The following is a 14,100-nucleotide window of genomic DNA, read 5'->3' on the forward strand; positions in this document are numbered from 1 at the left end:
CGGCGCGCCGCGTTCGTGGTAGGGAGCGCGGATGCACCGCCGCCCTCGCCTCGCCGCCACCTGCGCCGCCGTCGCCGCGCTCGCCGCCCTCCCCGCCCTCCTCAGCAGCTGCAGCGCCACGCCCGACGCCGCCGCGCCGGCGAGCGGCGGGCAGCGCGATGCCGCGAGCGGCGCGCAGGCCGCGCACGCGGATCACGCCCCGTCGCAGGGCCAGCAAGGCGCGGCGCACGCGGGCCACGGCCCTGGGCACGGCCACGGCCCTGGGCACGGCCATCACGCCGGCCACGGCCCTGGGCACGGCCACGGCCACGGCCACGGCCACGGCCCTGGGCCGCTCGTGCACCGCTTCGAGCGCGCCGAGGACTGGGTGCCCGCGTTCGAGGGACCCGAGCGCGACGCCTGGCAAAAGCCGGCGGAGGTCGTCGCCGCCATGCGGATCACCCCGGGCATGCGGGTCGCGGATCTCGGGGCCGGCACCGGCTACTTCCTGCCCCACCTCTCCCGCGCGGTCGGGCCGGCCGGCGCGGTCGTCGGCCTGGACATCGAGCAGGACATGGTCCGCTACATGACGGAGCGCGCCGCGCGCGAGCGCCTCGCCAACGTCACCGCGCGGCAGGTCCGCCCCGACGATCCCGGGCTCGAGCCCGGCTCGGTCGACCGCATCCTCGTGGTCGACACCTGGCATCACATCCCCGATCGCCCCGCCTACGCGGCGAAGCTGAAGGCCGCGCTCCGTCCGGACGGCGCCGTGGTCGTCGTCGACTTCACCGAGGCCGCGAGCCACGGCCCCCCGAAGGACCACCGCATCCCCGCCGAGACCGTCGCCGCCGAGCTCCGCGCCGGGGGCCTCTCGCCCGAGATCGCCCCGGAGGACCTGCCCGAGCAGTACATCGTCGTGGGCCGGCGCGCCAGTGCCGGCGCGGCGCGCTGACGCGAGCAGCGCATCGGCGCCCTGCTGGCGAGGACAAGAGAGATTTCAACGCCACAGAGGCACAGAGAGCACAGAGAAGAAGAGGAAAAGAGCTCCTCTCTTTCTCTCTCCTCTGTGTCCTCTGTGCCTCCGTGGTTCAATTTCTCTCTTCGAATGTCGCCGCGCGAACGGCACAACCGGGAGCGTGTTCCGACAGACAAAGATCGTGAGGGAGCGTCGGGTGCTAGCGATACCCGGTCACATCGGACGGCTTGCCGGCGTCCTGGACCTCGACGAGGTACCGCCACGCGTCGGGTTGGCTGCCGTCCACATCCGTGAAGCCATAGACCCGCGCGAGCTGGCCGCTCGACAGGGACTGCCCGGACCACCGGGCCACCTCCGGATCGCCCGCGAGCGCCGCCACCGCCCGACCGACGTACGCGGGGGTCTCCGAGATCGCGAAATGAGGCTCCTTCGCGAGCGCGTCTCGCCAGCTCTCCTCGGTGACCCCGAAATGCTCCAGCATGATCTCCGAGCGCAGCCACCCCGGCGTCAGCGCGACGGCCGTGCAGCGGTGGGCCCGCAGCTCCTCGGCCTGGGCGAACGCCATGCGGAGGACCGCGGTCTTGGCGAGGTCGTAGAAGAAGGAGACGCGGTAGTGCCCTGCATTGTAGTCGGCCGTGCCGTCCGTGATCTCGACGACCAGCCCGCCCGGCCTCTTGATGAGCAGCGGAAGGGCGTAGAAGCTCGTGATGATGTGGGTGTCGATGGCCAGCCGCAGCAGCCGCATTCCGTTGTCCAGCGAGTGCTCCCAGAGCGGCGAGTTCCACGCGAACAGGAGCTCGCCGCCCCAGATGTCGTTGACCAGCACGTCGAGCCGGCCGTGCTCCCGCTCGATGCGCGCGACGAGCTCGCGGACCTGCTCGCGCTCCAGGTGATCCACCTGCGCCGCGATCCCCTGGCCCCCGGCCCGGGTGACCTGCTCGGCGGTCTCCTCGATGGTCTCCGGTCGATCCATCTCCGAGCGCTGCGCGCGCGTGGTGCGGCCCGTGGCGTACACGGTCGCCCCCGCCGCGCCCAGCGCGACCGCGATCCCCCTGCCCGCCCCGCGCGTCGCGCCCGCGACGAGCGCCACCTTGCCCTGAAGTGCTCCGCTCATGCTCCGTCGTCTCCTTCCTTGCTTGCCGACGCGAGCGACCGTCGCACGCAAATCATGACACCTTGTGTCAGGTATTCCGGGACGCCGCGAAGGCCGGCGTCGCGAAGGCCGCGACGCGGCGTCCCGGACGCGCGGCCCCCGACATCCCACTCGACAGCTGATCACACGCGCGCCCAGCCGCCCTCACGACACCCGCCCATCGGTGCCACGTTTATCCACCACGTGGTACCTCGGCGGATCGCGCGGTGCCGCTTGATGCAGCGCAGAGAAGCGCTCTACAAGTAATTCATGATAGGTATCCCCGGCTACACGCTCACGGGCCTCATCCACGAATCTGCCGCGTCGACCGTGTACCGGGGATACCGCAACGACGACCGCGCCCCCGTCGCGGTCAAGCGCCTCAGGAACGATCGCCCCGCCCCGGCCGACGTCGCGAGGCTCCGCTACGAGTACGCCATCGCCAAGGAGCTCGCCCTGCCCGGCGTCGTGAAGGTCCTCGGCGTCGTGAAGATCGGGGCGAGCCTCGCGCTCATCATGGAAGACGCCGGAGGCTGCACGCTCCATGAGCTCATCGGCGCGCGCTCCCTGACCCTCCACGACGCGCTCCGGATCGCGATCTCCGTTGCGAGCACGCTGGAATCCGTCCATCGCGGCGGCGTCGTCCACATGGACATCAAACCGCAGAACATCATGGTCGACGCGCCCACGTGGAGCGCCAAGATCATGGATTTCGGCAGCGCCACGCGCCTCTCCCAGGAGGCGCAGCGCTCGAAGAGCCCCGCCGCCTTCGAGGGCACCCTGGCGTACATGTCGCCGGAGCAGACCGGGCGGATGAACCGCGTCATCGACCTGCGCACGGACCTCTATTCCCTGGGGGTCACCCTCTACGAGATGGTGACAGGCAGGCTCCCCTTCCCGACGAAGGATCTCCTGGAGCTCGTGCACTGCCACATCGCCAGGCTCCCGCCGCCGCCGGCGCAGATCTCGCCCGACGTACCGCGCCCGGTGTCCGACATCATCATGAAGCTCCTGGCGAAGAGCCCCGACGATCGGTACCAGAGCGCCTACGGGCTCAGGATGGACCTCGCGGCGTGCCTCGCGCAGCTCGACGCGGGGCCGCGGATCGAGCCGTTCGAGCTGGGGCGCCACGATTACGTGGACGAGCTCCGGATCCCGCAGACGATCTACGGCCGCGAGGCGGAGCTCGCCGTCCTCGAAGGCGCGTGGCGGCGCATCCACCAGGGCGCGCGCGAGCTCCTGCTCGTGTCCGGCCACGCCGGCATCGGCAAGTCGCTCCTCGTCGGCGAGATCCAGAAATCCGTCGCGCAAGGCAAGGGATACGTCGTCGCCGGCAAGTTCGACCAGATCAACCGGACCGTGCCCTACGCGGCCGTGGCCCACGTCTTCCGGGAGCTCGTCCGCGCCCTCTTGACCGAGCCCGCCGAGGCGCTCGGGCGCTGGACGGAGAAGATCGCGACCGCCGTCGGGCACAACGCGCCGCTCCTCATCGACCTCATCCCCGAGCTCGAGCTCATCCTCGGCCCCCAGCCCGTCGTCGAGCCGCTCGGCCCGACCGAGGCGCAGGCGCGCTTCCACCTCGCCTTCACAAAATTCTGCAGCGCCATCCCCGCCCAGGAGCACCCGCTCGTCGTCTTCCTCGACGACCTGCAATGGGCGGATCCGGCGTCGCTGAAGCTCCTCGAGCAGATCTTGACCGCGCCGGAGATCAAGCACCTGCTCGTGATCGGCGCGTACCGGCAGAACGAGGTCGACGAGAGCCACCTCTTCTCGATCACCCTCGCGGAGCTGCGCAAGGCCGGGGTGAGCGTCGGGGAGATCGACCTCGGGCCGCTCGACCTCCCCGTGGTGACGCGGCTCCTCGCCGACGCCCTCTCCTGCGATCCGGCGCGGGCCGAGCCGCTCGCGCGCCATGTCGTGAGCAAGACCCACGGCAACCCGTTCTTCATGAACCAGTTCATGAGGGCGCTCCACGCCGAGGGGCTCATCGCCTTCGACCCGGCCCGGCGCGCGTGGACGTGGGATCTGCCGCGCATCCAGGAGAGGAAGGTCACGGACAACGTCGTCGACTTCATGGCCGGCAGGCTCCGGGAGCTCGACGAGCGCGCGCAGCGCGTCCTGACGCTCGCCGCGTGCATCGGCTACCGCTTCGACCTGAAGACGCTCGCGACCGTGGCCGGCAAGCCGCGCAGCGCCGTCGCCGGCGAGCTCTCGGCGGCGCTCCGCGAGGGCTTGATCCTCGCCGTCGGCGCGGACTCGAGGTTCTTCGACGCGGCCGTGAGCGGCGCGATGGCCGGCGAGGCGGACGAGCCGGAGCTCTCGGTCGACGCCGCCTACCGGTTCTTGCACGACCGCGTGCAGCAGGCGGCCTACCGGCTCCTCGACGACGCCCGCAAGCAGGAGGTCCACCTCCAGATCGGCCGGCTCCTGCGCGCGCAGGGCGACCCCGGGGACGCCGAGGGCAAGCTCTTCGAGATCGCGACCCACATGAACCTCGGCATGGCGCGGATCACGGCGCCGGAAGAGCGCGTCGCGCTCGCGCGCCTGAACCTCGAGGCGGGCAGGAAGGCCAAGGTCGGCGCGGCGTACGAGGCGGCCGCGAGCTACTTCGAGGCCGGGACCACGGCGCTCGGCCCGGGGCGCTGGGACGAGCAGCCCGAGCTCACCTTCGCGCTGACCCTCGGGCTCGCGGAGTGCCTGTGCCTGACCGGCAAGTTCGACGACGGCGAGCGGCTGTTCGGCGAGCTCCTCGAGCGCGCGAGGACGCGGCTCGACCGCGCGCAGGTCCTCAACCTGCGCATGTCGTTCCACCTGATGCGCGGCGAGCTCTCCGACGTCGTGGCGCGCGGCCTCGAGGCCCTCGCGCTGCTCGGGGTCGACGTCCCGAGGGGGGCCGAGGAGCAAAGCGCGCGGCTCGGCAGGGAGCTCGAGGCGATGCAGGCCCACCTCGCGGGCCGCCCGATCGCCGATCTCCTGGGGCTGCCCACCGCCGCCGATCCGGAGAAGCAGGCCGTCCTCCGCCTCCTCGCCGACCTGACGCAGCCCGCCTCCGCGCTCGGCCTGCCGGTCCTCGGCCCGCTCACGCTCATCATGCAGATCAACCTCGCGATGGAGCACGGCCACGCGAGCACCTCGGCGTACGCGTACGTGCTCTACGCGGTGCTCCTCATCGACGGCGTCTTCGCGCCGAGGACCACGGAGGACCGGTTCAAGGAAGCGTACGAGTTCGCCAAGGTCGGTATCGAGCTGCACGAGCGGATCCCGAGCCCGCGCATCGCGTGCATGCTGCTCACGACCTACGCGTCCATCCTCCATTTCTTCGAGCCGCTCCGGGACACGATCAAGGTCCTCGCCCGCTCCCGGCAGGCCGGCCTGGAGTCCGGAGATCTGGCGTACTCGTCCTATTGCTGCATCCACATGGTCTCGGCGAGCCTGGGGCTCGGCGACGATCTCGGCGCGGTGGCCGAGGAGATCGAGCAGGATCTCGCGCTGATGCGGCGGACCAACGACAGGCTCACGACGCTCATCCTCACGTGCGCCAAGCAGGTCGTCGCGAACCTCGCGGGGCGCACCGACGGGGCGCACACGCTGAGCGACGGCGCCTTCGACGAGGCCGCCTTCGCCAGCGCCATCTCGGTCCCGGAGCTCACCTACGTGGCCGCCTGGTATCATGTGCAGAAGATCCAGCTGGCGGTTCTCTACGGCGACCACGGGGCCGCGCGCGCGCTGATGGCCGCCGTGGAGAAGATGACCGCCGGCAGCGCAAACAACTTCTGGGCGACCGAGCTCGTCTTCTCTTCGTGCCTGAGCCTCGCCGCCGCGTGCGACGGGGCGGCGGCCCCGGAGAGGGAGCGGATCGTCGCGGCGATCGCGGCGCAGCGGGAGAAGCTCGCCCGCTGGGCCGAGCGCTGCCCCAGCACCTACGGGCACAAGCACCTCCTCGTCTCGGCGGAGCTCGCGCGTATCTCGGGCGACGACCGCCACGAAGCGGCGCTGCTCTACGACCGGGCGATCGAGGGCGCCGAGGAGGCCGGGTTCACGCGCGACCAGGCGATCGCGAGCGAGCTCGCCGCGCGGTTCTACCGGGGGAGCGGCCTCACGCGGTGCGCCCGCGCCTACATGACCGACGCCCACCACGGTTACATGCAGTGGGGGGCGACCGCCAAGGCGGACCGCCTGGCGGCCGAGGCGCCGCACCTCGTGACGAGGGTCGATCTCACGTCGGCGCCGCCGGGCATGCTCGAGCTCGCCCGGACCACGGTCCAGACCACCTCGACAACGCGGCTCAGCACGAGCGTGCTCGACGTCGAGGCGGTCATCCGGGCCGCCCAGGCCATCGCCGGCGAGGTCGTCCTCGACAGCGTGGTCCACCGGCTGCTCGACATCGCGATCCAGAACGCCGGGGCGAAGAAGGGGGTCCTCGTCCTGGAGCGCGAGCAGCAGCTGGTGATCGAGGCGACCATCACGGTGGATCCGAACACGGCGCGGGTGGGTCACCCGGTCCCGGTCGAGGGCAGCGCCGAGGTCCCGTCGTCGATCGTGCAGTACGTCGCGCGGACGCGGCTGCCGGTGGTCCTCGCGGACGCGAGCCAGGAGCCTCGCTTCGCCGCGGACGCCTACGTCGCCGCGAACGATCCGAAATCGATCCTCTGCCTGGCGATGGTGCACCAGGGGCGCACGACCGGCGTGCTCTACCTGGAGAACAGCACGGCCACCAACGTGTTCACGTCGGCCCGGCTGGAGCTCTCGAAGCTCCTCCTGGCGCAGGCGGCGACCGCGGTGGAGAACGCGGTGCTGTACGCGCACCTGCACAAGCGCACGGAGGCGCTGCACCGCGCCGAGGAGCGGCTCCGGGTCGAGTTCTCCGAGCGGGAGCGGAGCGAGCACGCCCGCGCCGAGCTCCAGGAGGAGATCATCCGCGTGCAGAACGCCCGCCTGGCGGAGCTCTCCACGCCCATCATCCCGATCACCGACCGCATCATGGTCATGCCGCTCATCGGGATGATGGACAGCCAGCGGGCGCAACAGGTCCTGAGCACGGCGCTCCAGGGGGTCGAGTCGACCGGCGCCGAGGTCGTGATCATCGACATCACCGGCGTGAGGACGGTCGACACCGACGTCGCGAGCACGCTGATGAACACCGCCGTCGCCCTCCGGCTGCTCGGGGCGCAGGCGGTGATCACGGGCATCCGCCCCGACGTCGCCCAGACGCTGACCGCCCTGCAGATCGACCTCGGCTCGGTGGTCACGCAAGGGACGCTCCAGAGCGGCATCGCCTACGCCCTGCAGCGCGTGGGGAGCCGCGGCGCGCCCCTCGGCGCGCGCGCGCGGTGAGGGGCGGCCGGGGGCGTGGCGCCGAGTCGCTTGAGGGCGAACGCGGCGGCGAGAGCGCGGCAGGGAGGCGCGCCGGCGGGCGGAGGCGGGTCATCGAGGGATGTTGAAGAACTCGTTGCAACAGCCCTCTTTCAGGTGGCACACCTCCTTCACAGCGCCTTCGCACGTCCCGACCTCGACCCCATCGACGAGGCACGCGCACCTCGTCGTGCCGTCGGCGGACGGGCCGCAGTCGACCTCGTGCTCCTTGCCGAGGCACGTGGACGCACACGTGCACTCGTTGCCATCCAGGCCGTTCGGGTAGGTGCAATCCAGCCCCCAGCACCCGCTGGCCTCGATGCACGCGAACGCCGCGTCGTGCTCGTCGCCGCACTCGGCGGGCAGCCCATCCTTGCACGAGGGCGCCTCGGGCAGCTCGCACGAGTACATCGCGGCCATCTCGTCATCGCACGCGGTGCCGGTCAACCCGATGGTGATGCGACAGGACCCGTCGCAGTCCAGGTCCGGCGGATCGCAGCCGTACATCTTGTGCTGCTCACAAATAGCGACGCACGCCTGCACACCGCTCGGCTCTCCCGCTTCGCCGCCGCCGCTCCCGCCGCTCCCGCCGCTTCCGCCGTCGCCCATGATGGTGCCAGTGCTGCCGCTGCTCGTCGGCTCGTCGGCGCCGTCGCCGCACGCCACCAGCGTGGACAGGGCCATCATCGACAGGAGCCAACCGGTCCGAATGCTACGTTTCATCACCATCTCCTAGCGTGTTGCTCTGCGAGCGAGATACGCAATCCCTGCGTGCCCTCGTCCAGCAAACGTAGGGCCCGGATCCGCCGCGCGACCGCAGGCCCAACGGCCCCTCCCCCGGACGTCCGCTCCTGGCCGCGAGCCCGGGATCGAGGGCGTCGTAGGGCCGCGCTGCCGTCTCGTCCGCCCTGCTCGGCGGCGGAGGGGCGCGGCGGCGGCATGGCAATCTCTGCCGTCGCACCATGGCAAGATTTGCCAGAGCGGCAAACTTTGCCAGCAGGCGTCACCAGCGTCGCCGCGGCGACCTCGACGTGGCTCGGGTCGAGGTCCGCGAGGGTCGCCCTCGCCATGGCTGGCTCGGTTCTCGCATTGCGCGCGGCGTATCCGGCCTGGTGAGTCCACGGCCAGGGCCGGCGCGGCGAACCGCGCCGGCGTCACCCATTTTGTGCACCGATCAAAGCACCTCGCGGCAGCGCGCGAGCCAGGAACGGATCAGCCCGCGACAGAATGTAATGCTTGCCCCGAACGCAAACAGCATTCATATTCCCGTCGCGCTCGGTCGTGGCTCACCGCGTGCGCGACGGCGCGCGAGCAGGGCATCGCAGGCGCGTTGACTCCGCGGAGCCCGAAGGCCGGGCTGCAACCAGCGCGGGCGACGGCGGCACGCGACCAGCCCAGGGCGGGCGTGCTGACCCGCTCATCAGGCCGACGTGCGGTGTTCTCCCGCGCTCGCCTGGACTCCGTCTCTCTCCGTCTTCGAGCGCGCGCCCACCGGGGGCGCGGCTCGTCATCAAGGTCGTTTCCAGGAGGTCTCATGCTTTCCAAGCGTTCGAGTTCGAGCATTTCGATGCGCTCGCGGTCTGTCCCTGGCTCCGCCGGGGCATGGTGGAGGGCGCGGCACGCCGCGCTGGCCGCGCTCGCCCTCCTGCCCGCTGCGTGCTCGGACTTCGGGCCGGGGGACGGCGACCTGGACGACCCCAGCGCGCTGTTCGGCGCGGCGGAGGTCGACCTCGGCGAGGCCGCCGAGGCGCTCTCGCTGCCGTTTCCGATCGAGCCCCTGAAGTCGCTCACCGTCACCGAAGTCGACATCGTGTCCCAGTTCTCGCTGAAGGACGTCCTGCAGCAGCTGGTCACCCAGTCGGGCGTCCCGGGCCTCACGCCCCTCACGCTGTTCCAGCGGTTCATGGACACGCACCGGACAGCCCCCGGCCTTTACCCCTCCGTCTCGCATTGCAATGACGTGGCCGCCAACCCGAACGATGTGTTTCCTCCCCCGCAGCCCGGCGACACGCCCACGACGGGGTCCATCAACGGATGGCCGGTCCGCTGCCCGCGGACCATCGGACAGGACTCCGCCATCGATCCGTTCTCCACGACGGCCGGCGACAACGCGTACATGGCGACGACGCTGGCGAACCGCTTCGATCTCGCCCCTCCGGACGGCGCCCACTGCGGGGAGTACCGGATCGTGTTCGCGCGGAAGTCGGGCCACCCCGACTTCGACTCTGCCAGGCCCGACCAGACCTTTCGGCGCAGCTTCATCATCTTCGAGGGCCGGCTGCCCAACCCGAGCCCCAGCCTCGGCCGGCAAGGCTGCCGCCCGATCGTCGAGTTCTGGCTGAACCAGTCGAACCCCTCGAAGACCGTGGCGACCCGCGCGGCTGAGCTGAAGTCCTTCTACTTCAACGGCCTGCCCGCGTCCGGCGTCGGGCCCGTCATCCACATCGACAACTACGGCCACACGGCGGGCCCGAACAACGGCCAGATCCGGACGAATGAGTTCCTCCTGTTCCAGGAGGCGTTCGACGCCTGGGTGCTCCGGGAGTTCAGGCTCACGCACGGCACCAGCAGCAGCCCCTCGCTCAACGTCATCCCGTCGTTCGTGAAGGACAACCCGTCCGCGAAGCTCTTCGCGCCCGGCATCTCGGGCGATTCGCGGGTCGTAAGCTTCCAGAGCACCGTCCTCCCGAACATGGTGGAGAGGCTCGCCGCGGCCGACGACGTGAACCGCTTCGCGTACCCGTCGGCCCTGCCGAACTCGATGAACGCGGGCGAGAGCCTGATGATCCCCCTCCAGAACAACTACCTGAACGCGATCGGCACCGGGACGTCGACCCTGAGGACCAACATCGCGAACAAGCTGACCGCCATGGGCAGCGACCTGTCCGGCACGCCCACCAACCTGTCCGTGGATCAGATCATCGGGCGCGCTCAGTCCCTCGCCTGCGCGGGGTGCCATGAGCCCGTGGACGCCACCAACAGCCCGAGCAGCAGCCTCGACGTGGGCCTGTCGAGCGCGTTCCCCAAGACGCTGGTCTTCACCCACACCTCCGAGAAGACGGCGCCGGTCGACGAGAACGCCCCGAACGGTCCGCGGCGCTTCATCCTCTCCAATGCCGTCCTCAAGACGTTCCTCCCGTATCGCGAGAAGGTGATGAAGCATTTCCTCCTCAACAACGCGACCCTCGGGTTCGAGAAGCCGGGCGCGTGGACGTCGACGCAGGCCCTGCTCGCGACCCACACGGGCCGGGTGACGGAGGGCATCGCGTCGCTGGAGGTCCGGACCCCGAGCTCGTTCAACACGATCTTCAGCCCGAACTTCAGCACCTCGGGCCTCACGCCGGTGGGCAACAAGATCAAGCTCTCTCTCTTCGTGTCGAAGGCACAGCCGAACCCGAGCTGGGTGGGCGACCTGATTGTGATGATCTCGATCCCGTCCGCCGGCATCTACGACCAGTGGGTCGGCAACGTCGTGCTCAACGGGCTCACCCGGGGCGAGTTCAACGAGGTCACGTTCCCGCAGCAGCTCCAGGCGGCCACCGTCACGGCGCTCAACGCGGCGCCGAGCGACGTGAAGCTGCAGTTCATCTTCAACGTGACCGCGAACTCCGGCCCCTACTACATGGACGACATCCGGTTCGTGAACTGATCCGCGTCGCGCTCTCGTGAGCAGGACGCCGGCGCGAAGACGCCCGCGTCCTGCCTTGCGCGACCGATCTCGCGCGACCTCGCGCGACCTCGCGCGACCTCGCGCGACCTCGCGCGACCTCGCGCGACCTCGCGCGATCCGCCCCGCCCTGGGGCAGAGGATTGCGGCCCGGCAAATCTTCGCCCCCGAGCGGTCGGCTCGCCGGCGACGCTGGGCGCACGACGATACGCAATTACAGCGCCACAAAATTCGGCTCTCACCCGAATTGTCCAGTCCTCCCACAGGCGCGTGACGCCTCGCATCGAGGCATAGGCGAGTATGCCTATGCCTCGATCCAGAGGACTTGGGTACGACGTCGTTGCAGTCACCTGCACCGGGTGATGCGAGGAAGGGCGGCGATCTTCGAGCTGCGTCGGGCGCTGCGTCGACCAGAGCAGGATCTTCTGGGCCGGAGTCACCGCAGCTGTGCAGGCTGCGGCCGGCTGCAACAACCCCGGGCACTGAGACGGAAACGGGAGGTTTCTCCATGGGCGCATCGCCCCCTCACGCGCCGCGCGGCGCCGTCACGCTGTCGCTGTGCTTCCTGATCGCCTTGCTGGAAGGGTTCGACATCCAGGCCATCGGCGTGGCCGCCCCCCTGCTGATCCCCGCCCTGGGCCTGACGCCCGGGCAGGCCGGCGTCGTGTTCGGGGCCGGCATGGCCGGGCTCGTCTGCGGCGCGCTGGCCGGCGGCTGGATGGCCGACCGCATGGGCCGCAAGCCGCTGCTGATGACGGCCGTCGGCGTCTTCGGCCTGTTCACGCTGGCCACCCTGGTGGCGGGTGGACCGCTGTCGCTGGGCCTCTTCCGGTTCTTCGCCGGGGTCGGCATGGGGGCGGCGATGCCCAGCCTGGTGGCCGTCGCCCTGGAGATCGCCCCGCCCGACCGGCGGACCCGCACCACCACGCTGATGTTCAGCGGCATGCCGGTCGGCGGCGCGCTGGCGGCGCTGTTCGCGGCGGGGCTCATGGGTCGGTTCGGCTGGCACAGCATCTTCCTGGCCGGGGGCGTGCTGCCGCTGCTGCTGCTGCCGGTCATGGCGTGGCTGATGCCCGACAGCCGCGCGGCGGCGGCCGGCGGCGCGCAGCGGCCGGGCAGCGCGCAGGCGCTGTTCGGCGATGGCCGGCTGCTGGTCACGCTGCTGGCCTGGTTCACCTTCGGCATGACGCTGCTGGTGCTGTATCTGCTGCTGAACTGGCTGCCGTCGCTGGTGGCGGCCAAGGGCCTGGGCGGGTCGGGGGGCGCCGGCGCCGCCTTCGGCTTCAATGTCGGCAGCGTCGTCGGCTGCTGGGCCATCGGCGTGCTGGTGGACCGGCTCGGGCCGCGACTTCCCATCATCGCGGCCTATCCCGCCCTGGGCCTGTCGCTGTTCGGGCTGGCGATGGCCGACACCCTGCTGCCGGTGATCGCGCTGGCCGGCCTGGCCGGCTTCTTCCTGCTCGGCGCGCAATATTCGCTCTATGGCGTCATCCCGCTCTATTACCCGGCGCCGGCGCGCGGGCTGGCCACGGGCGCCTCCATCGCCGCCGGCCGGCTGGGTTCCATCGGCGGGCCGCTCGTGGCCGGCCATCTGCTGGGACAGGGCTGGGGCCCCGCCGGCGTGGCCATGGCCATGGTGCCGGTGGTGCTGTCGGCCGGGATGGCGGTGGCGTTGATGACCATCCGCGGCCGCTACGCCGGTGATTGAGGGGCGGCGGCTTCAACGAGAGGCGGCGTCGAGCCGCATGTCTGCGGAGGATCTCATGCAGGTGATCGTCGTGGGCGCCGGGATCGGCGGCCTGGCCGCGGCTCTTTCGCTCCACGCCTCGGGCCACGAGGTGACGGTGTTCGAGGCCGCGCCCACCCTCCTGCCGCTCGGGGTCGGCATCAACCTCCTGCCCCACGCCGGCGAGGTGCTGCACGAGCTGGGCCTTGTCGAACCCCTCCTGGCCCAGGGGGTGGCGACCCGGGAGCTTGTCTATTTCAACCGCTTCGGCCAGCGCATCTGGGGCGAGCCGCGCGGCCGCTTCGCGGGCCACGCCGCGCCGCAGATCTCGCTGCACCGCGGCGCCCTGCAGGGCGTGCTGTTCGACGCCACCGTCGAGCGGCTGGGCCCGGACCGGGTGATCTGCGACCGGCGCTTCCTGGACCACGAGGACCGCGGAGACCGCATCGTGGCGCGCTTCCTCGACCGCGAGGGCGTGGCCCGGGAGGTCACCGCCGACCTCCTGATCTGCGCCGACGGCATCCACTCGGCGGCGCGCGCCCGCCTCTATCCGGACGAGGGGCCGCCGGTCTACGGCGGCCGCATCCTGTGGCGGGCGACCACGCTGGCGGCGCCCTTCCTCACCGGTGCCAGCATGATCATGGCCGGGCATCAGGACCAGAAGTTCGTCGCCTATCCCATCTCCCCGCCGGGGCCGGACGGCCGCCAGAGGATCAACTGGATCGCCGAGCTCGCCGTCGCCGAGAGCTTGCGGCGGGAGGACTGGAATCGGCGGGGCGATCCCGCCGACTTCCTGCCCAGGTTCGAATCGTGGCGCTTCGACTGGCTGGATGTGCCCGGGCTGATCCGGGGCGCCGAGGCGATCTACGAGTTCCCGCTGGTCGACCGCGACCCGCTGCCGCGCTGGAGCCATGGGCGCATGACGCTGCTGGGCGACGCCGCCCATCCCATGTATCCGATCGGCTCCAACGGGGCGAGCCAGGCCATCCTCGACGCCCGCGCCCTGGTCCGCGCGCTCGCCGCCCACGCCGATCCGGTGGAGGCGCTGGCCGCCTACGAGGCCGCGCGCCTGCCCGCCACCGCCGCCATCGTCGCGGCCAATCGCGGCAACGGCCCGGAGCAGTGCATGCAGATCGCCCAGGACCGCGCGCCGGACGGCTTCGACCGCATCGAGGACGTCTTCGCCCCCGGCGAGCTGGAGGCGATCGCCGCCCGCTACAAGGTGCTGACCGGCCTGAAGCGCGCCTCGGAGCCCGCCGCGTGAGCTA

The 14,100-nt window shown here is 71.0% G+C and carries 7 protein-coding genes; 5 read left to right on the plus strand and 2 right to left on the minus strand.

Features of this window, described 5'->3' with window-relative positions; all coding sequences use genetic code 11:
- The first annotated feature begins 31 nt into the window (after positions 1–31).
- Positions 32–931, plus strand: a complete 900-nt coding sequence (locus WME83_RS24755) for a class I SAM-dependent methyltransferase (RefSeq protein WP_437321745.1) — start codon at positions 32–34, stop codon at positions 929–931.
- A gap of 223 nt (positions 932–1,154) precedes the next feature.
- Here WME83_RS24755 and WME83_RS24760 read toward each other — a convergent pair whose 3' ends face one another.
- Entirely contained in the window at positions 1,155–2,069 is a 915-nt protein-coding gene (locus WME83_RS24760) for an SDR family oxidoreductase (RefSeq protein WP_437321746.1), read from the minus strand.
- A gap of 288 nt (positions 2,070–2,357) precedes the next feature.
- On the opposite strand from WME83_RS24760, the gene WME83_RS24765 reads away from it, so the two are divergent.
- On the plus strand, positions 2,358–7,421 hold the full coding sequence (locus WME83_RS24765; RefSeq protein ID WP_437321747.1) for a protein kinase domain-containing protein: 5,064 nt from the start codon (positions 2,358–2,360) through the stop codon (positions 7,419–7,421).
- Between the two features lie 90 nt (positions 7,422–7,511).
- Here WME83_RS24765 and WME83_RS24770 read toward each other — a convergent pair whose 3' ends face one another.
- On the minus strand, positions 7,512–8,162 hold the full coding sequence (locus WME83_RS24770) for a hypothetical protein (RefSeq protein ID WP_437321748.1): 651 nt from the start codon (positions 8,160–8,162) through the stop codon (positions 7,512–7,514).
- Positions 8,163–9,006: 844 nt separating this feature from the next.
- Here WME83_RS24770 and WME83_RS24775 point away from each other — a divergent pair.
- The 3 genes from WME83_RS24775 (at position 9,007) to WME83_RS24785 (ending at position 14,096) form a co-directional block, all read left to right on the plus strand.
- A complete protein-coding gene (locus WME83_RS24775) occupies positions 9,007–11,088 on the plus strand; it encodes a hypothetical protein (RefSeq protein WP_437321749.1) in 2,082 nt (693 codons plus the stop codon).
- Positions 11,089–11,614: 526 nt separating this feature from the next.
- Positions 11,615–12,814: an MFS transporter gene (locus WME83_RS24780; RefSeq protein ID WP_437321750.1), complete on the plus strand. Its 1,200-nt coding sequence runs from the start codon at positions 11,615–11,617 to the stop codon at positions 12,812–12,814.
- Between the two features lie 37 nt (positions 12,815–12,851).
- Entirely contained in the window at positions 12,852–14,096 is a 1,245-nt protein-coding gene (locus WME83_RS24785; protein WP_437321751.1) for a flavin-dependent oxidoreductase, read from the plus strand.
- The last annotated feature ends 4 nt before the right edge of the window (positions 14,097–14,100 follow it).

This window comes from Sorangium sp. So ce385 (assembly GCF_051474135.1).
Classification (GTDB): Bacteria; Myxococcota_A; Polyangia; order Polyangiales; family Polyangiaceae; genus Sorangium; species Sorangium cellulosum_D.